At 40.3% G+C, this 23,529-nt stretch carries 23 protein-coding genes; 9 read left to right on the plus strand and 14 right to left on the minus strand.

From position 1 onward, the window contains the following. Both IW510_RS04330 and IW510_RS04335 read left to right on the plus strand, forming a co-directional pair. Positions 1-285: a hypothetical protein gene (locus IW510_RS04330; RefSeq protein ID WP_202057256.1), complete on the plus strand. Its 285-nt coding sequence runs from the start codon at positions 1-3 to the stop codon at positions 283-285. 132 nt (positions 286-417) lie between these two features. After that, positions 418-1,344, plus strand: coding sequence for a LacI family DNA-binding transcriptional regulator (locus tag IW510_RS04335; RefSeq protein WP_202057258.1), 927 nt, complete (start codon positions 418-420; stop codon positions 1,342-1,344). A 138-nt stretch (positions 1,345-1,482) separates the two neighbouring features. Here the strand turns inward: IW510_RS04335 and IW510_RS04340 are convergent, their stop codons facing one another. The 5 genes from IW510_RS04340 to IW510_RS04360 form a co-directional block, all read right to left on the minus strand. Beyond that, positions 1,483-3,468: a hypothetical protein gene (locus tag IW510_RS04340; RefSeq protein ID WP_202057260.1), complete on the minus strand. Its 1,986-nt coding sequence runs from the start codon at positions 3,466-3,468 to the stop codon at positions 1,483-1,485. Positions 3,469-3,700: 232 nt separating this feature from the next. Then, positions 3,701-4,828, minus strand: coding sequence for a DUF4349 domain-containing protein (locus IW510_RS04345; protein ID WP_202057261.1), 1,128 nt, complete (start codon positions 4,826-4,828; stop codon positions 3,701-3,703). Continuing rightward, positions 4,825-5,337 carry a sigma-70 family RNA polymerase sigma factor gene (locus IW510_RS04350; protein WP_202057263.1) on the minus strand — a complete coding sequence of 171 codons (513 nt, stop codon included), beginning with the start codon at positions 5,335-5,337 and terminating at the stop codon, positions 4,825-4,827. Before IW510_RS04350 ends, IW510_RS04345 begins: the two co-directional genes overlap by 4 nt. Positions 5,338-5,731: 394 nt before the next feature. After that, complete coding sequence (locus tag IW510_RS04355) at positions 5,732-6,457, minus strand: YebC/PmpR family DNA-binding transcriptional regulator (protein WP_202057264.1); 726 nt, start codon at positions 6,455-6,457, stop codon at positions 5,732-5,734. Positions 6,458-6,776: 319 nt separating this feature from the next. After that, positions 6,777-7,277, minus strand: coding sequence for a VanZ family protein (locus tag IW510_RS04360; RefSeq protein ID WP_202057266.1), 501 nt, complete (start codon positions 7,275-7,277; stop codon positions 6,777-6,779). 103 nt (positions 7,278-7,380) lie between these two features. Here IW510_RS04360 and IW510_RS04365 point away from each other — a divergent pair, with 103 nt between their 5' ends. After that, positions 7,381-9,186: a M3 family oligoendopeptidase gene (locus tag IW510_RS04365; RefSeq protein WP_202057267.1), complete on the plus strand. Its 1,806-nt coding sequence runs from the start codon at positions 7,381-7,383 to the stop codon at positions 9,184-9,186. Between the two features lie 139 nt (positions 9,187-9,325). Here IW510_RS04365 and IW510_RS04370 read toward each other — a convergent pair whose 3' ends face one another. From IW510_RS04370 to rpsO, 6 genes are all read right to left on the minus strand, one after another. Next, positions 9,326-10,636, minus strand: a complete 1,311-nt coding sequence (locus tag IW510_RS04370) for a C40 family peptidase (protein ID WP_202057269.1) — start codon at positions 10,634-10,636, stop codon at positions 9,326-9,328. A 282-nt stretch (positions 10,637-10,918) separates the two neighbouring features. After that, positions 10,919-12,175, minus strand: coding sequence for a coiled-coil domain-containing protein (locus tag IW510_RS04375; protein WP_202057410.1), 1,257 nt, complete (start codon positions 12,173-12,175; stop codon positions 10,919-10,921). Between the two features lie 225 nt (positions 12,176-12,400). Beyond that, a complete protein-coding gene (mreD, locus tag IW510_RS04380; protein ID WP_202057270.1) occupies positions 12,401-12,910 on the minus strand; it encodes a rod shape-determining protein MreD in 510 nt (169 codons plus the stop codon). Continuing rightward, positions 12,907-13,764 (minus strand): rod shape-determining protein MreC, encoded by an 858-nt coding sequence (gene mreC, locus IW510_RS04385; RefSeq protein ID WP_202057272.1) that lies wholly within the window; start codon positions 13,762-13,764, stop codon positions 12,907-12,909. The genes mreD and mreC overlap by 4 nt, the downstream gene beginning before the upstream one ends. Positions 13,765-14,048: 284 nt before the next feature. Further along, positions 14,049-16,163 (minus strand): polyribonucleotide nucleotidyltransferase, encoded by a 2,115-nt coding sequence (pnp, locus tag IW510_RS04390; protein ID WP_202057278.1) that lies wholly within the window; start codon positions 16,161-16,163, stop codon positions 14,049-14,051. Positions 16,164-16,642: 479 nt separating this feature from the next. Beyond that, complete coding sequence (rpsO, locus tag IW510_RS04395; protein ID WP_086349479.1) at positions 16,643-16,912, minus strand: 30S ribosomal protein S15; 270 nt, start codon at positions 16,910-16,912, stop codon at positions 16,643-16,645. A 274-nt stretch (positions 16,913-17,186) separates the two neighbouring features. Between rpsO and def the strand changes: the two genes are divergently transcribed. Both def and IW510_RS04405 read left to right on the plus strand, forming a co-directional pair. Beyond that, the gene (def, locus tag IW510_RS04400; RefSeq protein WP_202057279.1) at positions 17,187-17,750 is read left to right on the plus strand and encodes a peptide deformylase; all 564 of its coding nucleotides are present in this window, start codon (positions 17,187-17,189) and stop codon (positions 17,748-17,750) included. A gap of 160 nt (positions 17,751-17,910) precedes the next feature. After that, the gene (locus tag IW510_RS04405; RefSeq protein ID WP_321388815.1) at positions 17,911-18,135 is read left to right on the plus strand and encodes a hypothetical protein; all 225 of its coding nucleotides are present in this window, start codon (positions 17,911-17,913) and stop codon (positions 18,133-18,135) included. Positions 18,136-18,348: 213 nt separating this feature from the next. Here IW510_RS04405 and IW510_RS04410 read toward each other — a convergent pair whose 3' ends face one another. The 3 genes from IW510_RS04410 to IW510_RS04420 all read right to left on the minus strand — a co-directional run bounded on the left by IW510_RS04410 (position 18,349) and on the right by IW510_RS04420 (position 20,497). After that, positions 18,349-18,813 carry a pyridoxamine 5'-phosphate oxidase family protein gene (locus IW510_RS04410; RefSeq protein ID WP_202057280.1) on the minus strand — a complete coding sequence of 155 codons (465 nt, stop codon included), beginning with the start codon at positions 18,811-18,813 and terminating at the stop codon, positions 18,349-18,351. A 13-nt stretch (positions 18,814-18,826) separates the two neighbouring features. Beyond that, complete coding sequence (locus tag IW510_RS04415) at positions 18,827-19,510, minus strand: DUF5680 domain-containing protein (RefSeq protein ID WP_202057281.1); 684 nt, start codon at positions 19,508-19,510, stop codon at positions 18,827-18,829. A 210-nt stretch (positions 19,511-19,720) separates the two neighbouring features. Then, on the minus strand, positions 19,721-20,497 hold the full coding sequence (locus IW510_RS04420) for a Cof-type HAD-IIB family hydrolase (RefSeq protein WP_202057285.1): 777 nt from the start codon (positions 20,495-20,497) through the stop codon (positions 19,721-19,723). A gap of 440 nt (positions 20,498-20,937) precedes the next feature. On the opposite strand from IW510_RS04420, the gene IW510_RS04425 reads away from it, so the two are divergent. Genes IW510_RS04425 through IW510_RS04440 form a run of 4 tightly spaced genes read left to right on the plus strand, consistent with a single transcriptional unit; the run spans position 20,938 to position 23,378 of the window. Next, the gene (locus tag IW510_RS04425; RefSeq protein ID WP_202057287.1) at positions 20,938-21,249 is read left to right on the plus strand and encodes a TIGR04197 family type VII secretion effector; all 312 of its coding nucleotides are present in this window, start codon (positions 20,938-20,940) and stop codon (positions 21,247-21,249) included. Further along, positions 21,249-21,620, plus strand: coding sequence for a DUF3958 family protein (locus IW510_RS04430; protein WP_202057289.1), 372 nt, complete (start codon positions 21,249-21,251; stop codon positions 21,618-21,620). Before IW510_RS04425 ends, IW510_RS04430 begins: the two co-directional genes overlap by 1 nt. Continuing rightward, the gene (locus tag IW510_RS04435; RefSeq protein WP_202057290.1) at positions 21,610-23,013 is read left to right on the plus strand and encodes a T7SS effector LXG polymorphic toxin; all 1,404 of its coding nucleotides are present in this window, start codon (positions 21,610-21,612) and stop codon (positions 23,011-23,013) included. The genes IW510_RS04430 and IW510_RS04435 overlap by 11 nt, the downstream gene beginning before the upstream one ends. Then, the gene (locus IW510_RS04440; RefSeq protein ID WP_202057292.1) at positions 23,010-23,378 is read left to right on the plus strand and encodes a hypothetical protein; all 369 of its coding nucleotides are present in this window, start codon (positions 23,010-23,012) and stop codon (positions 23,376-23,378) included. The genes IW510_RS04435 and IW510_RS04440 overlap by 4 nt, the downstream gene beginning before the upstream one ends. The last annotated feature ends 151 nt before the right edge of the window (positions 23,379-23,529 follow it).

Consider the following 23,529-nt stretch of genomic DNA (forward strand, 5'->3'; position numbering starts at 1 on the left):
ATGATTCAAGCAATTGTAGAATATAGCGATACTTTAGGGATGGATTTTTATTTTGTTACTGTCAGCATCAATAACGGTATAATGGAACTGGACAGCTTAAACAGCTATTGTAAAGCCTTCAATAAAACGATAGACTTGACTCAGCTCTCTCAATTAGCTGTACAAAAAGACGACTGCCCCTCTCTCTCTTTTTCCTGCGAAAACGAAGAGTATCGCTTTGTCGATTATGGCAATGGCGTCGTTCACTATATAGAAACCAGATTACCAACCGTGATCTACTGTTAAGCATGAAGTTTTCGTTTACGATCTTTACAGCCTTCTGACTCGACTCTTCAAGAAATGCGGTATGCTTGCTGATACCCCGTTCTATCGAAAGCTTTCAGTATCGATCAACAAACAGATGACAAGGAGACCCACATGACAACTATTCGTGATATTGCTCGGCTCGCTGATTGTTCTGTCACCACTGTTTCTCGTGTCTTAAATCGACACCCCTATGTATCTGAAGAAAAAAGACAACAAATTCTTGCGCTCATCGACGAGCTGGATTATGTCCCCAGTGCACAGGCCAGAGATTTAAGCTATGGACTATCAAAAAATATCGGGGTACTAATTCCCTATGCAAATGTGCCTTACTATGACAAAATTGTCAGCGGTGTGCTGAATGCAGCCTTTAAAGAGGAGTACAAAATCACCTTGCTGCCGACGAATTATGAGGCAGAAAAAGAAACCTATTATTTGAAGCAGCTTGCTGCTAAAGCCTTTGATGGACTCATCATTACATCAAAGGTTATTTCCTTTGAAACAATCCAACAGCATTTGAAATACGGACCAATTGTCTGTTGCGAAGATACGGGGAGCTATCCTATTTCCTGTGTTTCCTTTAACCGAGAAGCCTCCTACGTAGAAGTTTTTGAGCATTTCAAGGCTGCTGGGCTGCAGCATATTGGACTGGCAGTCGGGCGACATAAATCCATCAGTCCCAGCACAGCTTTGATGCTGAATGCCCATAAAAAAGTCTACGGACGATTTCCGGAAGATTCTTTAGTCATTTCTGATTGTCGTAACTACGAAGGCGGCGTAAAAGCCGGTAAGCTTTTTGCTCAGCTGCCGCAGTTGGATGGTATTTTCGCTAACAGCGATGAGGTCGCTGCCGGTATCCTTCAAACAATTGACCAAAAGACGATCACCATTATCGGCGAAGAGAACCTTCTTGCCGGGCATCTCCTGAATTTTTCAACCGTCGATCACCATTTAGACCGTTGCGGAGAAGAAGCATTTCGACTTTTATTTGAGCCTGCAAATACCCACACATCTATCCCTTACCGATTTATTAAACGTTAAAAACGATAGCTTTGAAGTGAAGTTCTGAGGATAAAGGTCATTCCTCAATAACGCACTTCTTTAACTATCGTTTTTTACAGTCTTGCCATGGTCTAATCCAAGCTTTACCAAGCACTAAATATGAATTAATCGAAATTGTTATAGAGGTGTTATCCTCATATTTGATAATTTAATACTGGTTGCAGTCTGAACCGAATTGCAACGAATAGCCGTTTTCAAGATATTCGTAGCGCTGAGTAATGACGTGCCAACGGTCATAATATAACTTACTCTCTGAGTTACATGAGGTTCAAAAGTATTTATTTGAGTTGTTGGTAAAATTGATTGAACAACACTACCGGATGTTTCAATTCTAAAATTGCCTGATACAGGGGTATCTATAGTCACATCCATGCTTATTTCACATTTTTGGCCGTTCGCTAATCCTAGATTGATTGTAGTATCAGAAAACGGAGCCAGGGTGGTCACTTCATTTGCCCCACCATTACTAGTAGCAGTAAAAACTTGGTCTTGATTCATCAATAGGTTATCCCCATAAACAAATTTTTTATCACTTCCCCATCCAATCCGGTTACAGTAGACAATCTTTTTATCCAAATCAATATCGATTATATCGAAAGCTGATTCAGTTAGCGTATTAATAATCCCTCCTTGACCAACACCGGAAAAGTAAGCATTTTTTGAAACAATGTAATTGATATTCTCAATATTCTTGTAATAGTCAGCGTGCAAATGCCCTGAGAAAACACCGATAATTCTATTAGCAGGTTTGCCAGTAAAGTCAATATCCATAGTTAATTGATAGTAATTGTATTCAATATTATCAGACTTAATGCCTGTTTCAATTACATGAGCCTGTTTTGAATTTTGGAACGCTTCTGTTATTTGTTTCATTGTTGTTCCGTTAATTTGCTTCGTTGTGTTCATGATGTTTTGGAACGTGTTATGTGTTAGAACAATCACATTGTAATCAGCAGGGGTATTCGCTAACGTATTATAATAATCAGCAACTTGTTTCTTTCCATAGCTGCTAGTATTTCTAACTAAAATATTAATAGCGCCAGAAGCATTGGGCACGACTTTATTGTCGAACGCATTTAAGACAATCACCCTTATTTTCTTATCAATAAAGTCCGTGTAATACATATTATCTTTATAGACTGTATCGGGATGTGTTGATTTATGGAAAAAGTTTAGCACCTCTTCATGAGAAAAGAAGTCCTTCGGTTGGTCAGCAGGAACTACCGTAGTAGGATAGACACAGTTATAATCATGATTACCAACTACACCAAAGCTTTTCTTATCACGATGAAAAAAGACCTTAGTAATGCTATACAGATCAGCAAATGATTCAGCTTTAGGAACTTCACCATCAAACCAGTCGCCTAGATGACATCTAAAATCATAATCGTCATTTAGTAGTGTTGTTATTTCTTCAAATCTATCAATATTTAATGGTGCAATCGTATTTCTTCCAATATCATGCTGATGTCTGGCAACATGAGTGTCTGTCTCATGGATAAAAGTTAACCGATTCGTTATCTCATAACTCTCCCTCTTAGTTTTTACATCGTACATGTACGCAGATAATGCACATAGATAGGCATCATGGTTTAAGCCATGATAGGTCCATTGAATCTCCTCATTCATGTATTCACTTCTAACCCCGGTCCAACGAACAGGCTGAACAGCATTTATCAAGTCATAGTATTCTCTGGCCCCGCCGGCAACACCCGTTTTGCTAATATAGTGCTGTCCAACTAAATGATTTTTAGGCATATTTTCGGTCACACCTGCAACTACTTGTATTTGAAAATTTCCGAAGGGTAATGCTTTGGGGTCAATCAATGTTGATGACCTCTGTTCTGCTGCAACATATACTGGAAGGGTAGGAGTTGGACTATTCCTTTGTTCTAAATCATCCTTGTTTTTTTCTGCTAATCTAATCCACAAACCATTTAAATAGGTGTATAAAGAGTCATCAATGGAAATTCTAAAAAAGCCTTCTTTCCCATTAGGATAAGAATTTTGCAAATCTTCTAATGTATCGTACACACCAGAGATATCAATATTTCCTTGCAACCCTTGCGTATCTGTAATTAATGCTGTTTCTTCCGCAGTCATTTTCATTCCCCTTTTCCCTTAAATCAACATGAAAAAATTTGATAAAGAATTGTACTCTTGTTTCACGAATCTATAGTATCATCATTCAACAATCAAAAAGTACGCTAAAAATCCGTCATTGTAGAGAATATATCATTCAAACCAGCTGTTACTATCACTTGAATCATCTGCTTGGTAAATACAAAAATAGAGTGGATTTCTCCACTCCATCAAAAATTAACTGTTCAACTGTCTATTCAGATTTTTCAACATCTGTATTTTTCTTACCCTTTTTTTTGGATTTTTTCCTGACGCTATACACTACAATTAGTATAGCTACGAGACCTATTAAGAAATAGATACTATTGCTTGCTGCAAATACAATCACATTTTCTGCTTTTTCTTTCCAAAATAGTTTTTGTTTCTCTAAGTTACCTGAAATCCGTGTTGTCAACGATGGGCTTTCCTGCTTCTTCTCAACCTGATTCACCTCATCGATTGAGACTTCAACCGTTACATAATCAACCTGATTATCGATGACTTTGTTGGCACGAACAAGATTTTCTCTTTCTGCTCTGACCGTTGACAGACGTTCCTGAATTTTCAGCATGTCCTCTAGCTTGTCACTCTTCTCCAACATTCCTAACAACGCAGTTTCTTCTGTTTCCAAAGCCTTGATTCGGCTTTCATTGTCAGTATACGCTGCAGAGTAGTTCTCTGTTCGTACAGTTTCATCGATGGTATCGCCGATTTTCCGCAACTTCTCCAACGTGTCCTTACTGTTGCCTTCCTTTTCAGGAATTCGAATCTTATAATAAGCGGACTGTAAATCACCAGACCAATTGCTTCTATTAGATGTTTCTATATAGCTGCCGCTTTCGTCAATCAGCTTTTCCAGCTTCTCAATATCACCGGAAAAATCCGTTGTTTGCTTGGAATAGTTATAGAATCGTGCAGTCTTTTCAGAAACAATACTTGCCTCAGCTTTTTCAGCTTCTCCCGCTCCCGCTGCTTGCGTCGCTGATTCTGTATCAGCCTCCGTCTTAGCATTTGATGGCGCTTCTTCCATCTCTATCATGCCTTCCCCTGTTGGTACGGCATTCATCGATGCAGAATTAGACGAATACTTCATCGTTTCCCGTTGTGACCAATACATCCCTGTTCCGGCAAGCAGTACAACAGCACCGGCTGCCAATACATACCATGTCCGACGACGAAACTTCGTTTTCACAGACTTTCCTGTATGAACAGCTGCCTTGATTTTTTCACTCAGTGTCAGCTTTTTCGGCTCAGCTACGGTCTCTTCTATCATTTGCGTGAGCTTCTGCTCCGGCACTTCGATTGATTCCCATTGTTGCTGCCATTCTTGATTCAGTTTCATTGCGCTCCCTCCTCAAGATATCCTTTTAGTTTCGTTCTCGCTTCGTGCAGCTTATACTTTGTTGTCCCTAAAGGCTCATTCAATACTGCACTGATTTCTTTCACTTTTCTACCATAAAAATAATGAAGAATCGTGACCTCTTGCAGATGCTGCGGTAACCTGCGTATCCCTTCGTAAATATCCAACTGTTCTTCACTTGATAAACCATGTTCGGGATCACAAACCTGTCCATCCATTTCCTCCATAAATGCTGTGTTCTTTTTTAAATGATCGAGAGACGTAAAAATCACGACTCGTACCGCCCACGTCGTAAAATATTCAGGAAATTGAAGTGTATTTATTTTATTCATAATTTTGATTACGGCATCCTGTACGACATCTAGCGCATCGGCCTCGTTCTTTACATAAAGAAATGCGGTTTTGTATAATTGCTGGTAATGCTCTTTCAGAAGTACTTCTAACGCATCACGACTTCCCTCGATTGCTTTTTCAACCAGTACGTTCTCCATTTTTTCACCTTCTTTTCCTATTAGACGATTGAACCTTCAAAAAGGTTGGAAACTTTTTTATTTTTCTATATTTTCTGCTAAATCTTTCAATTACAAAAGAACGGCTCCTTTAGGTACTTCAGCTTACCCCATACTGCAACTTCTATGTACTTTCCAAATTTTCTCTCCCTACACTTAATGGTGTATCAAAGTGATGCTCCTGACTTGTCTTCTTTTGTTTAATCCAACTTTAATTATACAGGACTCCGGGCATAAAGAAGGCTTCTTCCAAATAAAAAAACAAGTCGATTTCTGTAACAATCGACTTGTCCTCTTTTTCTCCCAACCAATTCTCAAATTCTACCAGCATCTGCTGCTTTCTATTTCCGACACTTGTTTCCCTTCATCACTTCACTCATAACTCAGCTGAAGTAAATACCTCCGAAACATCATCATCTTCTTCCAGCTTATCAATCAAGCTCTGCAACTTCTCACTTTGTTCCTCAGTAAGAGTCACAAGCGTTTGCGGGACCATCGTCAGCTCAGCTTGAGCGAATACATAGCCTTGCTCCTCCAGCTGTTCCTTTACCGCTGTGAAGTCTTCAGGAGCCGTATACAGTTCAAAGACTTCTTCTGACGTTTCCAAATCTTCTGCTCCCGCTTCCAATGCCTGTTCTAATAAGGTATCCTCATCAACAGTAAGCCCAGCTCTCTCAATGACAAGATACCCTTTTCGATCGAACATATAGCTGACTGAGCCGCTTTCCCCTAACGAGCCGCCATTTCTATTAAATAGTGTGCGGACATTTGTCCCTGTGCGATTTCGATTATCTGTCAATGCATAAACCAGCACCGCCGAACCACCAGGACCATATCCTTCATAGGTGATTTCATCATAGTGCTCATTATCCCCTGAACTACCCGCCTTCTTTATAGCACGATCGATATTGTCATTCGGCATGTTAGCCGCCTTTGCTTTATCAATAACCAGGCGCAGGGACGGATTCATCACCGGATCAATCCCACCGTTTTTTGCTGCCATGTAGATTTCTCTGGAAAGCTTTTGAAATATCTTTCCTCTTTTCGCATCCTGTGCATTTTTTCTCCCCTGAATATTCTTCCACTTACTATGTCCTGCCATAGCCTCTTCCTCCTCTACATACGTTCCTCTCAATAATCCGGCAAAAGATTTCATTACACGAAACATGTCTGTTTTTTGTACAATCAAGCAAAGGACATAACTGCACAGCCCTTATAGAATGAATATAAAAGCCTACACAAGCCTTGTGAATCCTCAAGCCGCTTTTGTCCTTACTACTTGAGTATCAGTTTCTTCTTTTACAGGAGTCATCTATTCTATCATTGTACTATTCTTTCTTATAAGGGCAAAATTTTTCTCATAAACACCTATTAAATTATTTCAAAAAACAGACACCGAAAAAACGATATCTGTCCTAAAATTATTTTTTTCTACTCTTCCAACCAATAATTATTAAGCAAAGAATGGCAGCTGTCAATGCGCCAATCGAATCTAAAGCGATGTCCTGAAACAAAGGGGAACGCCCTCCGGTAAACATCTGATGCAGCTCATCTAGTGCCGCATAGCCGGTAGCAGCTAACCAAGCAACCACTGCTGTCAACACCAATTGATTGATACGCGGCTTCAACCCAAGAATCCAGCTCCATGACAAAAGAAAATAGGTACCAAAATGAGCACCTTTTCGAACGAAAAATTCAATAAAGCTAAAATATCCTCTGGCCTGTATACTGACTTCCTCAGAAGCATAGACAAAGGAAACCCCACTTAATCGCTCTCTAAACGGTTCATCAGCCAACAGCCGTTGTAATAAGACCAGCTGCGACTGCTCTTCATATGTTTGCGAAGAACTGTAAAATAAAATCCCCATGATAATAAATGCTATAACTAAATATAAATTGCTATTTTTCAATAAACCTTTCATTTCATCACCCCATCTTATTAATATTAGCCTTTTTCGTTACAAGAAACAATGGGTTTTACGTTATAATAGATAAATAACTACAGAAAAGAAAGAAGGTTGTTTTATGAGCTATTCCCTTACTTGGGACCTAGATAGTATCTTTCCCGGAGGAAGCTCCTCTAAAGAGTTAAAAGCAAGAATGGACACGCTGAAGGAAGAAATCAGCAAGTATCAAACATGTCTTCGAAAGTGGGAGGTAGGCAACACTGACCAAAAAGAGCAGTTAAAGGAAATCATCACGTTACAAAGTGATATATACAATGGTCTCACTCAATGCAGCAGCTATATCAATGCCTTACTGTCTGCAGATACGAGTGACAATACTGCCAAAGTGCTGCTCGGCTCTCTTAATGACTTGTTTCCCGGTATTCAGCTGGGAGATACCTTACTGAAAAAGAAATTGACAGAAATCAGCGACAGCGAATGGTCATTGTTTATTGAACAACATGCATTAGAAGAAATCGCTTTTCGATTAAGCGAACTGCGGACAGAAGGACAACGGTTGCTTTCTGAAAAAGAAGAAGATATCATCAACACCCTTTCATTGAATGGACTAATTGCCTGGAGCAGCCACTATGATACAATCGTCTCCACAGTATCCATTTCCCACACTGAAAAAGATGGAACAGTCGTTCAGCTATCTGCCGGTCAAGCCTTTAATCGCATGACCAGCGATCCTGATGCGGCAGTTCGGCAAGAATTGTTTGATAAATGGGAAGCTGTTTGGTGTGAAAAAGCCCCGTTGTTGGCAGACACATTAAATCACCTAGATGGTTTTCGTCTCAGTGATTATCAGCTGCATGGCATAGATGATTTCCTAAGCGAACCGTTGATTTATAATCGCATGAGTGAGAAAACATTACAAACAATGTGGCAGGTCATCACAGAAAACAAACAGCATTTTATCAATTACCTTACTCGAAAAGCACAATTATTCGGTAAAGAAAAGATGGATTGGCAGGATCAGGATGCCCCTATCATCTTAGGCGATTTAGAGGAAAAGACATTCTCGTTTGATGAGGCTGCAGCATTCATTCTTGAAAACTTCGAGAAGTTCAGTCCTAAAATGGAGACCTTCGCAAAGGAAGCCTTTCAAAAAAGCTGGATAGAGGCAGAGGATCGACTAGGAAAACGCCCTGGAGGTTACTGTACAGAGCTTCCCGAAACGCAGGAATCACGTATTTTCATGACCTTCGGCGGTTCAATTAATGAAGTAGCTACATTGGCTCACGAGCTGGGTCATGCCTTTCATAGTAGTGTTATGTGGGATTTACCAACACTGAATCGTGATTACGCAATGAATGTTGCTGAAACAGCCAGCACATTCGCTGAGCTGATTGTTGCAGATGCTTCCTTGAAAACAGCAAAAACCAAAGAAGAAAAGATTAACCTGCTAGATGCCAAACTACAAAATGCGAATGCTATGTTTATGAACATCCATGCTCGGTTTATTTTCGAGAAAAGCTATTATCAAGCAAGAAAAGAAGGCTTACTGACGGAAGAACAGATTACTGAATTGATGCTTTCAGCACAAAAAGAAAGCTATCAGGAATCCCTCAATCAATACCACCCACATTTTTGGGCCAGCAAGCTTCACTTCTTTATTGACGATATACCGTTCTATAATTTCCCGTACACCTTTGGCTATCTATTCAGCATGGGCATTTATGCAATTGCACAGCAAAGTAATGGAGACTTTGAAGATAAATATATCGATTTACTGCGAGACACAGCTTCTATGAGCTCCGAAGAGCTGGCTCAAAAACATTTGCAGGTTGATTTAACGAAGCCTGATTTCTGGCAGCACGCTGTTGACTTGGTTATCGCAGATATTAATGAGTTTCTGACACTCACTGAAGATTATCTATAAACAACACAACAAACGACAAAACGTTAGTAGTAAGAATAACGTTTTGTCGTTTCTTTTTGATTATGGAATAAACTGTATAATTAATTACAACAAAAAAAGGTCTGGAAATCTCCAGACCTTTTTGATTAGTCAAATTAAATTACATACGTACAGCGAAGCTTGGTGGGAATGAACCTACATCTCCGTAACATACGCCTTGGCTAGGGTTAGCTGCATGAATGAAGCCGCCGCCACCTGTAGCAATCGCTACGTGCCAAGAAGCACCTGGTGAACCCCAGAAGTATAAATCTCCTGCTTGCGCTTCCGATACAGAAATACGAGTTCCCGCACCTTCTTGTGCTACTGTATAGCCACCTACATTACGACCTTGAGAAGTCATATATGCATAATACACTAAACCTGAACAGTCAAAGCTGTTTGGACCTTTTGCTCCCCAAACATATGCTTTACCAACCTGTGCCGCTGCAACAGAAACTGCTGAGCCGCCAGTTGGATCTGGCGCCGGTGTTGGTTCCGGTGTCGGAGTCGGCGTAGGTGTTGGATTTGGTGTCGGCGTAGGTGTTGGTTCCGGCGTTGGCGTTGGTGCAGGTGTTTCGTTGCCGCCTGTATTGCCAGTATTACTTCCATTACCGTTATTTGTATTGCTTGCGTCAGTACCTGTATCTTCTGCTGCTGATGCACCTGTATCTTCAGGAATAACAGCTGTTTCAGCTGCAATTGCTTGTTCTGCTGCTGCTTGAGCTGCCGCTTCTTGCTGAGCCACTAACGCTCTTTGAGCTTCTGCTTCTGCTTTTTGCTGAACCAATGAAGATTTTTGATCTTCAGCAGTCGCGCGTTCTGCTGCAAGCCCTGTTTGTAAGATTTCTAAATCAAGCTGCGCTTTGATGATGTCGCCCTTTTGAGCTTCCAAAGCTACTTGGTTTTCTTGAATTTGTTTTGATTTTTCGTCGTTTTCAGCTTTTTTAGCTTCAACGGCTTGTTGATCAGTTTTTTGTTGTTGAACTAAATCGTTGTTTGCGCCAATGATTGTCGTCATTGCTTGCACACGACTGATTGCATCAGAAAAATTATCTGCTGATAAAATTGCATCCATATAGCTCAAATTACCATTTACTTGTACGTCACGTGCCTGACCTTGAATCGCATCTTCACGTTTTTCGATACGTTTTGTTAAATCAGCAATTTCAGTTTCAAGAGTTGCTGTTTGATCTCTTAACTCGGTTTGTTGTGTCTGTAGTTCATCTGATTGCACGGCAATTCCTGCAATTTCATTCTGTAAAGAAGCGATTTGTGTTTGTACAGTTGCTTCCTGTGATTTCAACCCACTGATTTTTTGGTCCTGTTGCTGGATGTTTGAATCTACATCATCCGCGAATACAATTGTAGAAGGTCCAACTGTTGAAAGTACTAACGAGCTTAACATCAGCACTGGGATTACACTTTTCTTCACTATTCATTCCTCCGACAAATTATTTAAAGTTAACTATAACAGTAAAAAATTCTTTTTTCAATTAATGACTTCATCAGTTTAACATACTCCTATGTCATACAGATAATAGAAATATTACAAAAATGTTTCAAATCAAAAAATAGAGAGAAAATGGTGCTACAACTAACTGAATTTTGATTCTATATTTCAAAATTCAGAAAAATTCCTAAAGTTCCAACTCTATCTCCAAATTTAAAAAGCCCTGTAAGAAATGCTGTTCTTACAGGGCTTCGATTCAACTATTTAACCTGGAAAACGCCAGACAACCGCTCTGAAGTTCGCAGGTGGTGCAGGCATCCAGCCCTTTGTTGTTGACACATAGCCTGAGCCGCCAGGATTATTTGCTTCCACAATGTGAAGTGTCCCGTTGCTCACGCCAACAATCAATACTGTATGAACGCCGCCAATCCAGCCTTCCGGAGTATAGATATTCTCGTACTGAATAACATCTCCCGGTTTTATCTCAGATAAAGAAACTTGTTTGGCGCCGGAAGCTACATATCCGCTATGGGGACCGCCTACCGCAAAGTTAATCCCACCGGCATTCAACCAGCGTCGGACAGAAACCAAGCACTCACCTTGTGCCCCCCAACCAGTCGGATAACTGTTGCCTACATCAGCCAAAGCTGCACTAATTGCTGCCTGCTTCGCTGCAGAGACTTCTCCCGCACTTTCCGGTATAGAAACATCAGTGCCATTACTTACTCCGCCAGATGGTGTATCCACAGCAGTTGTTGTGCCATCTTCTTCAATCACATTCACTTTGTTTGTCTGTGCTAAAATTTCCTGCGCAAGACGTTCCGCTTCTTCTTGCTTCTTCTTCTGCGCTGCTTGCTCATCAGCTAATTTCTTTTCAGCTGCTTCTTTTTGTGAAATGTATTCAGATTTCTTGCTTTCCTCTGTTGCACGCTGTGCTTCTAAATCGTTTTTGGCAATCTCTTGCTCGATTTTCAGAGTATCCAAAGAATCCTGCTTTTCATTCAAGTCAGTTTCTGCCTGTTCCAATGCAGAAATCTGTCCTTCAACCACTTCAGTCTTCTCTTCGACCGTTGTCTTATCTTCTGTCTGCTGCTCCAGCAAATCGTTGTTCGCATTTACTAAAGTAGTCAGCCCCTGTACTTTTGTCAACGCATCAGAAATAGACTCTGAATTCAATAGTACTTCCAGATAGTTCGTCCCATTTCCGCTGACCTGAACATCTCTTGCCTGCTTTTGCATTTGGACATCTCTTTTTTGGATGCGAACGTTCAAATCGGAGATTTCGTTATAAAGAGCTTTAATTTCCTCTGTCAAAACATCCTTTGTCTCTGACAACTCTTCAATCTTTCTCGCAGTTGTTTCCAACTCTTCTTCGATTTTCGCCAAGGCAGCTTCTGCTTCTGCTTCCTTCGTTTTTAATTCATTGATTTTTTGATCCTGCTCTTTGATTTGTGTATCATAGTCTGTTGCTTTTACAGCTGTCGGCAGGCTTATTGCCGTCAGTACCAATGAACAAACCATCAAAGTAGATAAAAGGTTCTTCTTCACTAAACTATTCCTCCACGTTTATGCATAAGTGCGTATATATTTTCACGATTCGTTTAATTTCCTAATTTTACGACATTCAAATTGTAACACAGATTTATGTCATGTATATAAAGAGAATGTTACAGAACTATTTCATCGAGTCTTTTAAAATAACACGTCATATAAAAATAAATCCAATAAATATAACAAAAAAAGAGATTACTTTGTAGAAAGCAGTCTCTTTAACGGATAGAAAAATAACACAAAAATCAACATGTTAAACAATAGCGTCGGACCCAATACACGCGTGACAAAGATGATTGGTCCAACTTTTGATAAATGAAAAATGACCTGTAGTGCAACAGCTATCAGCTCATAACTAGTCACAAATATGACCATACCGAAAAAAGCAGTGGGTATATTCGTTTCTACAATTCCCTGAAAAGTGTACATCAACATAACTGTACTAACCAGGGCAACCGTATAAATACCCAACACGCCTAAATAATAACTGTCACAAATCAAACCAATAATCAAAGAGCTGATGATTACATAACGCTTAGATAGATTGGGTATCAGCAATAAATAGACTAAAAGTAGAAAATGAGCACTTGGATAATACGCATTATCCAATAATGTTTCGGCTCCCATAGTCAGCTGCCCGTCAATCAGCAACAAAAGAAAGAGCAGGGCAGGCGCAAAGTATTTTACCTTTTCCTTTGGAATCATTCATTTCCCCCTGCCGATCTTTGAATAATTGTCACAACAGTAATCCCATACAAATCTGCATAGGGTTTCACATACACTTCACGATCCAAACCATACTGATCCGGTTCAACCTTTTCTACTGTTCCTATTGGTAGATTAGCCGGTGAGTTGCCGCCTAACCCCGATGTTTGAACAACGGAACCAACAGTAATCTCAGTATCTCCGGTAAGCTGTGTTGCCACCAACGCCTGTTCCTTATCATTAAATTCCTTCAGCAAACCATAGGAATCACCATTTTCAGAGCTGACACGCACTGGAAAATGATTGGAATTTTGATTTTTTGATGTAAGCAGCTCGACTTTGGACGAAAGCGTATTGACCTCGATGACACGACCAATCAGACCTTTTTGCGACATGACTGCCATATTCACTTCAATGCCGTCAGCACTGCCTTTATCAACAACCATAACGTCCTGCCAAGTATCCGGCGAACGACTAATTACATTCGCTGTCACCTTCTCATAGTTCGTTAAGGTCTCATTGAGTGCCAGTTCAGCTTTTAATGCATCAATTTCCTTCTGGTAGTTATCATTTTGGATGGCCAGTTCATTATAACTGTCAATTTTTGTTTTCAAACGTTGATTTTCATCGTATGTATTAAAGAGGTCTGTCAATGAAGCAAGACTTCCTGCCACAGCTTTTGCCGGAGCGGAAATCATTTTATCTATAACGCTTACCCCATCATTCACAGCAGACTGAACAGGATTGTTCTTTCCGCCTGCCCGTTGCGCGGCAGTTACACTGATAACAATAACGACGATAATTACTAATACTAAAGTAATGATTATATTTTTATTTGGGTTAAATTTTTTCACTACGACACCTCAGATAGTCTTCAAACTGATAGCATTAATTTTACCACTATTTCATTGCAAACAAAAGAGCCGCGGGTGCTCTTTAACTTTTTTTATCATTTTTTACTCTATTAGTCTTACAAAAAATCTTATTACACAATCAATGTCTCTGACATCCCAATAAGAACAAAGGACGACCTACGCCAAATTCTTTTACAGAATTTATGAATAAGGAAAAACGAATAGGTTGTTTGCATTCACGCCCCATTCGTTTTTCAGAAAATCATGTTCTATTTATCTATTGTTTACTTTTCTTTGTTTTCTTCATTTAGCAACGCTTTTCTTGAGACATTGACACGGCCCTGTTTGTCGATTTCGGTTACTTTTACAAGTACTTCATCGCCAAGCTTCACAACGTCTTCAACATTGTTGACACGCTCATTGGCAAGCTGAGAAATATGAACCAAGCCATCTTTCCCTTTGATTAGGTTAACGAAAGCACCGAATTTTTCGATACGAACGACTTTTCCTAAGTAAACTTGACCAACTTCAACTTCCTTCGTCAGCTCTTCAATAATCTTGATTGCTTTCTTAATCATATCAGCATCCGCAGAAGCAATACTTACGTTTCCTTCTTGGTCGATATCGATTTTCACACCAGTTTCATCAATGATACCGTTGATTGTTTCGCCACCCTTACCAATAACATCTTTAATCTTGGCAGGTTTAATCTGAATCATTTCAATCTTCGGTGCGTACTGGCTAAGCTCTTCACGAGGAGCACTTAACGTAGAAGTAAGCTCTGCAAGAATTTCCAAACGTGCTTTCTTCGCTTGAGTCAATGCTTCTGTCAGGATTTGTTCTGTAATCCCTTGAATTTTGATATCCATCTGCAAAGCAGTGATACCGTCTTTTGTTCCGGCAACCTTGAAGTCCATATCGCCCAAGTGATCTTCCAAGCCTTGAATATCAGTCAAGATTGTATAGTTCTCGCCATCGCTAACCAAGCCCATAGCAATACCGGCAACTGGTGCTTTGATTGGTACACCAGCATCCATCAATGCCAAAATACCAGCACAGATACTTGCTTGTGAAGAAGAACCATTTGATTCCAGCACTTCAGATACTACACGAATTGTGTAAGGGAAATCTGTCTCATTCGGAATAACCTGCGCCATCGCACGCTCACCTAATGCACCATGTCCGATTTCACGACGACCCGGAGAACCGGCACGACCTGTTGAACCAACAGAAAATTGTGGGAAATTATAATGGTGGATAAATCGTTTGCTGTCTTCCAAACCTAAGCCATCAATGATTTGGTGCTCCCCTAATGGAGCCAGAGTACAAACAGACAAAGCTTGTGTTTGTCCACGTGTAAATAATCCAGACCCGTGTACACGAGGTAAGATTCCTACTTCTGAAGCTAGTGGACGAATTTCATCCAGCTTACGACCATCAGGACGGATTTTATCAATTGTAATCAACTCACGCACAACATCTTTTTCAAGGTCTTCTGCGATTTGCTTCACTTCTTTAGAAATCTGATCCAATTCTTCTGAATCAGCGAATTTCTCAGCGTAAACTTCTTTTACCTTATCTTTGACAGCGTCGATGTTGTCCTCACGGGCAAGCTTTTCTTCTGTCATAACAGCTTCCTTCATTGTACCGTAGTATGCATCGAAAATTTCTTTTTTCAAGTCTGCATCTACTTGTAGAAGCTTCACTTCCATTTTAGGCTTACCAACAGCTGCAACGATTTCTTCTTGGAAAGCAACTAGTTCCTTAATTGCATCAAAACCGAACAGCAAAGCACCAAGCATATCTTCTTCTGATACTTCTTTAGCGCCGCTTTCAACCATGTTGATTGCTTTCTTCGTTCCGGCAACAGTCAACTCGATACCTGTTTTTTCAGATTGTTCAATGGTTGGATTCAATACGTATTCACCGTCAACACGACCCACATTTACACCAGCAATTGGTCCGGCAAATGGGATATCTGAAATCGCTAAAGCTAACGATGAACCAAACATCGCTGCCATTTCCGGTGTACAATCCTGCTCCACGCTCATCACGACGTTAGTGATTTGTACTTCGTTACGGAAACCTTCCGCAAACATCGGACGAATCGGACGGTCAATCAGACGAGCTGTCAATGTTGCACGTTCGCTTGGACGACCTTCACGCTTGATAAATCCTCCTGGGATTTTACCAACTGCATACATTTTTTCTTCATAATTAACAGTTAACGGGAAGAAATCAAAGTCTCTTGCATCTTTAGAAGCTACAGCAGCACTTAAGACAACAGTATCCCCATAACGAACCAATACTGCACCATTCGCTTGTTTTGCCATTTGACCGATTTCAACTTGCAGTGGGCGACCGCCCCAAGTGGTTTTAAATACTTGTTTCTCTGACATAAAAAATCTCCTTTTCTCTATTGAGAGCAATTCTTTGATTTTACCTAAGTAATTCAGACATGAATTACTTTCGTTTTCTACTTCTGTGCCCTGGTCTTTCAAACCAACTCTCAGCGATTAACTGACAGTCCGGATAAAATCTCACGATGATGCAACATACACTGCATACGATAAACACAACGATTCTTTTCCGCCCTCAGAAAAGCGAGACGCTACTAAACAAATGGAAAAATCCGAACACGGTTAGATTCTTTCATTTGATTAGTAGAGTTCTGACCTGCTTTTCGAGGAACTTCGACTAAACACTAGCTGCTTCTTGATTCCTTTTCATGCATTGGAATGTTCCTCATTTCGGTTTCACCAAACCAAACATTTTCAATGAGAAGCCAATGATAAAATCAATGCTATGAGACACCATCAACCGATATGTCTCATAGCAAAAAAGTGAGATTCGGTGAATCTCACTTTCGCATGTTTGATTAACGACGCAAACCTAAGCGTTGGATCAGTTCACGGTAACGTTGGATGTCAGTTTTACGCAAGTAAGCTAACAAGTTACGACGATGACCGATTTTTTTCATTAGTCCACGGTAAGAATGGTGATCTTTTTTGTGAACGCGTGCATGTTCGTTTAGGTGATTGATATCAGCAGTTAATACAGCGATCTGTACTTCCGGTGAACCAGTATCTCCTTCATGACGAGCGTATTCGCTAATGATTTGGTTTTTCTGTTCTTTTGACATTGCCATGTTTTCCACCTCTTTCTAAAATATCATCTGCTTACTGAGTAATACGTTGGTGATTCGTACAACCAAGTAAAAGACGGTGTGTTTCCACACAGATTATACTTTACAGGATAGCCCCTTAAAAAGCAAGACAAAGCGTAGAGAAACGCGCGTTTTTCTATAGAAAACTCCCCATTTTTATTCGTTTTATGATACACTTAATTACGCGAAACCATCAATTGTCAGTAAAAGCACTTGTTTTTACTGTTTCGATGCTATAGAAGGAGGAATTATCCTAGTGATCACAATGAAAGATATTATCCGAGAAGGTCACCCGACGCTGCGTAAGGTTGCTGAAGAGGTCACTTTCCCGCTATCTGAGGAAAATGTTGAATTAGGAAAAGAAATGATGACATTTCTGAAAAATAGTCAAGACCCTGAGAAAGCTGCTGAGCTGGAATTAAGAGGGGGCGTCGGATTAGCCGCGCCTCAACTGGACATTTCCAAGCGAGTTATTGCGGTCCATGTACCTAGTGGCGATTTGGAAAACCCTGAGCCGACGCTCAGCGCAGTAATGTACAACCCGAAAATCATCAGCCACTCTGTTCAGGATGCGTGTCTGGCCGAAGGCGAAGGATGTTTATCTGTGGACCGTGAAGTCCCTGGTTATGTTGTACGTCACAACAAAATCACGATTTCCTATTTTGATGCTGACGGGGAAAAACAGAAGAAACGATTGAAAAATTACGAAGCAATCGTTGTACAGCATGAAATCGATCATTTGAACGGTGTCATGTTCTACGATCATATCAATGCAGAAAATCCATTTGCACTAAAAGACGGCGTATTGGTGATCGAATAGACAGCTATCTCATAGCTGATACATTCGTGGCAAGCTCTTTTATTGAATGAACAGCTTACTCCACTTTCAAAATAGACAGAATTTGGCTTTCACCAGCGAGACAAAATTTCCGCTTTTTTCCCGCACACGCGTTATACTGTCGTTGTGAGAAACGAAAGGAATGAGTATGATGCTGGAAATCCATTATCTTGTCACCAAAGACGACACTGTTGAAAGTGTAAAAAAATATGAAAAAGCAGCTGATTTTGTTGCAGCACAACAACGGGAGGTTCCCGATTTAGAGGATTACTTCCACGTGACTGAAGCATTGGTCGATGGCGAAAAGCTTACGCTTGATGAGCCTACAATCTACGGATTATTTAACAAGTTAAATCAACCAAACTAATACCGTACACTAAAAGAAGAGGTTGGGACAGAAGCAGCTTCTGTCCCACCGTTTATTCGGGTTAGATACACTAAGAGTCTGGGCATTTAATTTATGTCCCAGACTCTTCTTCTTTTTTTGTTGACTCGTAGCCAACACTTCACTCTAAAATCCGATAAACTCACTTCCAAAAATAACCTTACCATCAAAAAAAAGCAAGATGTCGCAGCTGCTTTAATCCGCTCGCGAATGCGCGTAATACTCCGCCTCCAGCTCATGTGTATCCATTTGAAAAGTCACAATATAAGGCTCCTTCTCTTTATACACCCACATCGTGATTTTCTTCGGCTGTACCTCAATCACTCTGGTAGAGGCCATGTGAGAATAATTTTCATAAGAGCCAAGGTGCTTTTCCTTATATGCTTGCGAAAAACGATCATCCTCCACTGGCGACCCTCCCAAAACTGCCGTCCCTTCAATTTGAATATTATCAACACATAAAGCCACTTGCTGATTTTTTTGTATCTGCTGATACTTTAGCAGTTTGGTACTCGTTTGAAAAACGATTTTCCCATCATAAACAACCACGCTTATCGGTCTCGAAGTAACATAGTTCTCCGCAGAGGTTGCTAGAACAACAATCCCTCTTTTGGCAACTTTTGCCAATACCTTCTCAAGCTCAGCTTCGAATATTTCCATCTTCACTCCTCCTTTATTCTTTTAAAAGTCCACCATGGAACACCAATTCATACACCTTTTCTTCGTTGAAATAGACTTCTTCCCTACCAGTAACCCATGCTAAATCACCATCGCTTTGACAATGATAGACGGACGCTCCTTTCTGAAAATGAACCGGTCCCTTGAATGGACGTTCCGGCGTGACATGAAAGAGGGCCTCCTTCAGAAATTTTGAAGAAAAATTCGAGTGTAGCACACGCCCCTGATAGCTCAGCGCCCAGACTGGATACCCTTCAAAGGTCACAACCTCTTGCCCGGAAAAAATTTCATTTCCTACATAGCTATCATGGTAGTGGTACGGCGGATCTTCATAGAGATAGTCATGGGAATATTCTCGCAGCCCGTCAATATCCTGTTCAATCCCTGAAGCATAGGTTCTGATTTTGGCTTTGTATAAAAATCGTTGCAGCTCGTCCTGATCTATCGCCACTTCTTCCAGAGGTCCTTCTCTTTTGGTACACGCTTCCGGCTTCTTCACTAAAAAATCAATTGATACATCAAAGAGCTGGCTCAACGCAATAAGGTTTGTGATATCCGGAAAAATATCCCCCGACTCCCATTTTGCTACCGCTTGCCGCGAAACACCGATTTCTTCAGCCAGCCTATCTTGAGAAAAATGCTGCATTTTCCTGAGCATTTTCAGTTTGTCATTAAACATTTGCCTTCCCTCCTTCTTCTATATTCTTTTAAGGCTTTGCAACAGCTGCTATCACTCTCTTCTACACCTCTATCCTAACAAAAGTGATGTACCGCAACAATATATCATTCGTTGCATTTCTGTCATTGTTGTTATACATTTCAGCCTCTCTCCTATTTTTGAGCACAAATAAGCCGATCAGACTGTTCATCTAATCGACTTTTTTATTATTTAAATAAAGCTCAATTCCTTCAATGCTTTCCAAATACCATCTTGGTCGTTGGTATCAGTTACCATTGATGCTTCTTTTTGTACATGCGTCTCCGCATTTCCCATTGCGACACCAATCCCTGCTTCACGCAGCATTTCCCGATCGTTATCGCCATCGCCAAAGGTAATCACATCTTCTCGTTTGATTCCTACTCTATCCGCAAGATTCAAAATGGTCGCAGCCTTTGAGCCTCCTTGAGGAAGAATATCCACACTCTCAGGATGCCAACGGACAAAACGGAACTTTGGAAACAGCGTATCGAATTTTCCTTCACAAGAACCGTCATAAAATGCCAATGCCTGATAAATATCTGCTGATTGAGCAAAATTTTCATCAAAATCCAAATCATCAAAATCAATTGATTTCATTGCAGTGACGACTTCCTTTGCTCGATGGCTATTGGTTTTCTTCACGTCATCCAGACCTACATAAGCTAGACCCAGCTTCTGGTTTTCCAGCTCTGATGAAAAACGTAACAGCTCTTCCTGATCTAACAGGTTTTGATAATATTGCTCATGATCTAAAAAGCCGGCCGCACCATTACACAAAATATAGTTCGAAAATTCCAAATCTAAAATGACCTTTTGAGCCATATATCGGCTTCTTCCCGTAGCAATCGTCACCAAATGACCTTGTTTTCTAAGCTTTTGCAGCGCTTCTCTCGTACTGTCCAATGCCTGCTTATCTGTCCCCAGCAACGTTCCGTCGATGTCGAATGCAAAAAGTTTTCTCTTCATGGAATTTCACTTTGCCTGCCTTCTTTTATAGTTTTGATTGCGTTACCCAATTAGCACAGCCTTTCTGATTTAGATACTTCACCCTAAACCGTCGCAATAGCCGCTTCACACAATCCGTAGTTTCCCCATCTATTTTACATACTTTTATGAAAAAAGCCAACCCATTAAGAATAGGATATATAAATCAATAAAAATATTTTTCTTTTAATTTCACCTCATTTTTTTACATATTGATAAAATATTGAGAATTTCTGTTTATATGATTATGGTACACTGAATCGGAATCATCTCTGAAAAAAACGGTGTTCCAGGAGCAACTACTTCGGAAACAAGCTGAAACATACCGAAAATATGAAGAATGCTATTTTCGTATGTTCCTTCTTGTTTCTCGTAGCTGATCGCTCCTGTCACAACCTCTTCAACAAGGAGTGTTTATCAATATGACAGAATTAAATAGTAAAATGAGTGTAGCCAGTACTACTGCAGCACAGATGAGTCAGGCGGCAAATACTTTGAGTGCGATTCAAGCACCTAGTGTAGCAGCTGGGCAAACAACCGTTACCGGCAATACGAATGCACAACAGACGATTAAACAAACAGCAGAAGCCCTGACTACTATCGTCGCTGCTTTCAATGCAGACATTGGCAAAATTACAACAGTTGCCAGCGAGTTTGCTCGAGTGGATGCAGAACGGGCGGAAGCCTTCAACGCGTTTGATGCGGTCAACCCGTTAGGACGGTGGATACCCTAATGACAGAAAATATAGCCGATAAAGAACTGGAGCTGAACGGACAGCTCCGATTAATTAATGAGCAGCAAGAAGAAAACTACACCTCTCTTAGAAAGCTTGATAAGTCAGAACGTTTTGTCCAAGATGCCTACGCAATGGAACAGCATTTTCTAATTGATTTGTCTGAAGTTTTCCATACTTCTGATTCCGCTCAATTCTTGCATGACAGTGAGCAAGAGCATCGTGAGTGTAAACATCGAAGCTTCACACAGTTGGAGGAACAATTTGAAGCGCTGCAGCAGGAAAAACTGACCTTAGTTGAAAAGGAAAACGACTTGCTGGATGAAAGAAGTGTATTGTTTCAAAGGGAGGATGCAGCTGATGAGTATTGATATGTATCTTTCCGAGGTCAGAAGTCAGACCAACAGTGCGGTACAATTAGCGAATGCTTACAGCCAGGCCATTGGTGCTCTCGCTGATAGCTGCCATGCGTTCATGCGTGCACCGCTATCTGGCAATACCTATGATTCAGCTAAACTATATTTCACCACCGTCTACCCGCCGTTGGTCAACGGAGTAACAATGGTTTGCGATGCTCTGACTGAAGCACATCAAAAATTCCCGAATGAGTTTGAAAGTTCAGTGGATACTTGCGATGTGAAGGAAAGTGAACTCAGTGAGAAAATCGCACAGGGAGGACAAGTACTAAAGGCCCAATATGCTGCGATTAATAGCCTGGAAAAGGCTGACCCGGCATTGGAGCGCAGCATTATGCGAACACAGGCAGCGATTGCGAAATTAGAAGAGACGCGGAAGCATCTGTATGAGTTCAACGCTTCCTCTGCCGGCATTTTTTCCGAAGTTGAAAGCTTATTAAGTCAGCTTAACCAAGGAATTTCCGAGGTAGGAAAGGGCAGCGCATGGAATGCCAGTACCGGTACTTTTGAACTGGACCGTATGAGTCTGTCATGGATTCAACCGTTGAATGAGAAGTGGAACACACGCAATCAACCAAAAATGGATAGTGAACGCAACGAGGAACTGAAAAAGTACACATTAATCAAGTGTTACGATGAAATCAACGATAGTATCACTTGGTCCATTGAGCATAATGGAAAACGTTTAGACAACGCTGAATTACAAGCTTATTTGAAAAAAGTAGGCGAATATTTAGATGAATCAGACTATGATATACTAAAACTGAGTCCCAAAGAATGGGAAACACGCATCGACAACCAATGGAAACATGGGACAGAATATTTCAACGGAACAGATGTCCCTTGGTTCTACCAAGGTCTAGGACACATTCAAGACTTCGTCGGCAAGAGACAGGCGGATGGGACTTGGGAGACAATGTGGAGTCTTGGTTTTACCTTTGCTAATATTAGGAATATTCAAATAAATACTAAAGGATCTAACTTTGGAAGCATCGATCAATTAGAGTCTCATTTTTCAAAACACGGAGGCGAATTTGGAAAAGCTTATTCTAATGCAAATGAGTATCTAGCTGGAGCAAATAATCTAATGAAATATGGTACAAAAATTCAGTATCAGTATAAAGGCGAAATAAGGACTGGCTACGTCAAGTTTATGAGAAATAGTAGCATAACTAATTCAAATGGAGTCCCAATAAAAAGTTATGCTAAGTTTGAATTTGTAGGAACAAATCGTTTTGGAGAAATTACGACTTACCATGTTGAAAGCGGTAAAACTTTTTGGAAAATGATGAATAACAAAAAGAATATCCCTGTTATCAATCCAGTTGAAAAGAGGCTAAAAAAATGAATAACACGATAAAAATAAATAAGATTGATTCACTTATTGAAGAAGAAGTATTTTTTTCTGTTAATGACCTAGAAATCGTTGGTTTTAATGTATCACCACAAGAATTAGAGGTTGGGAAAGTGTATGAAGCTGAAATAGATATATTTATGATTGATTTTTTAGAGATGCAAAATCAAGAAGGTACCCAAGATAAAAAAGTCAAACATATCAATAATTTCACTTACAACCTTTGTGGAAAGCTACTTGACGAAAATACCTTAGATGTCGGATTCTACATTACAAGCGAGTTATTCGAAGACTACCAATACTTGGTGGGCGGCTATGTCTCATTAACAGTGGATAGATTACAAGTGTATTGCGACTAAGTATTCATATTATTTGTAAGAGGATAAAAATATTTGGGTATCAGATAATAGGTACATCAGGAAAACAAGCTAATCATCAACGTTTATTTGGATGAATATCAAGAATCCTACTTCACAGATGAATTGTTCTCAAACTTAAAATATCCAAATA

It is taken from the genome of Enterococcus sp. BWR-S5 (assembly GCF_016745255.1).
GTDB lineage: Bacteria > Bacillota > Bacilli > Lactobacillales > Enterococcaceae > Enterococcus_L.

What these genes read in the sequence shown, in the direction of transcription:
- IW510_RS04330 (WP_202057256.1), top strand. Translation starts at nt 1, where the DNA reads ATGATTCAAGCAATTGTAGAATATAGCGATACTTTAGGGATGGATTTT.
- IW510_RS04335 (WP_202057258.1), top strand. Translation starts at nt 418, where the DNA reads ATGACAACTATTCGTGATATTGCTCGGCTCGCTGATTGTTCTGTCACC.
- IW510_RS04340 (WP_202057260.1), bottom strand. Translation starts at nt 3,468, where the DNA reads ATGACTGCGGAAGAAACAGCATTAATTACAGATACGCAAGGGTTGCAA.
- IW510_RS04345 (WP_202057261.1), bottom strand. Translation starts at nt 4,828, where the DNA reads ATGAAACTGAATCAAGAATGGCAGCAACAATGGGAATCAATCGAAGTG.
- IW510_RS04350 (WP_202057263.1), bottom strand. Translation starts at nt 5,337, where the DNA reads ATGGAGAACGTACTGGTTGAAAAAGCAATCGAGGGAAGTCGTGATGCG.
- IW510_RS04355 (WP_202057264.1), bottom strand. Translation starts at nt 6,457, where the DNA reads ATGGCAGGACATAGTAAGTGGAAGAATATTCAGGGGAGAAAAAATGCA.
- IW510_RS04360 (WP_202057266.1), bottom strand. Translation starts at nt 7,277, where the DNA reads ATGAAAGGTTTATTGAAAAATAGCAATTTATATTTAGTTATAGCATTT.
- IW510_RS04365 (WP_202057267.1), top strand. Translation starts at nt 7,381, where the DNA reads ATGAGCTATTCCCTTACTTGGGACCTAGATAGTATCTTTCCCGGAGGA.
- IW510_RS04375 (WP_202057410.1), bottom strand. Translation starts at nt 12,175, where the DNA reads ATGGTTTGTTCATTGGTACTGACGGCAATAAGCCTGCCGACAGCTGTA.
- mreD (WP_202057270.1), bottom strand. Translation starts at nt 12,910, where the DNA reads ATGATTCCAAAGGAAAAGGTAAAATACTTTGCGCCTGCCCTGCTCTTT.
- pnp (WP_202057278.1), bottom strand. Translation starts at nt 16,163, where the DNA reads ATGTCAGAGAAACAAGTATTTAAAACCACTTGGGGCGGTCGCCCACTG.
- rpsO (WP_086349479.1), bottom strand. Translation starts at nt 16,912, where the DNA reads ATGGCAATGTCAAAAGAACAGAAAAACCAAATCATTAGCGAATACGCT.
- IW510_RS04405 (WP_321388815.1), top strand. Translation starts at nt 17,911, where the DNA reads ATGAGTATGATGCTGGAAATCCATTATCTTGTCACCAAAGACGACACT.
- IW510_RS04410 (WP_202057280.1), bottom strand. Translation starts at nt 18,813, where the DNA reads ATGGAAATATTCGAAGCTGAGCTTGAGAAGGTATTGGCAAAAGTTGCC.
- IW510_RS04415 (WP_202057281.1), bottom strand. Translation starts at nt 19,510, where the DNA reads ATGTTTAATGACAAACTGAAAATGCTCAGGAAAATGCAGCATTTTTCT.
- IW510_RS04420 (WP_202057285.1), bottom strand. Translation starts at nt 20,497, where the DNA reads ATGAAGAGAAAACTTTTTGCATTCGACATCGACGGAACGTTGCTGGGG.
- IW510_RS04425 (WP_202057287.1), top strand. Translation starts at nt 20,938, where the DNA reads ATGACAGAATTAAATAGTAAAATGAGTGTAGCCAGTACTACTGCAGCA.
- IW510_RS04430 (WP_202057289.1), top strand. Translation starts at nt 21,249, where the DNA reads ATGACAGAAAATATAGCCGATAAAGAACTGGAGCTGAACGGACAGCTC.
- IW510_RS04435 (WP_202057290.1), top strand. Translation starts at nt 21,610, where the DNA reads ATGAGTATTGATATGTATCTTTCCGAGGTCAGAAGTCAGACCAACAGT.
- IW510_RS04440 (WP_202057292.1), top strand. Translation starts at nt 23,010, where the DNA reads ATGAATAACACGATAAAAATAAATAAGATTGATTCACTTATTGAAGAA.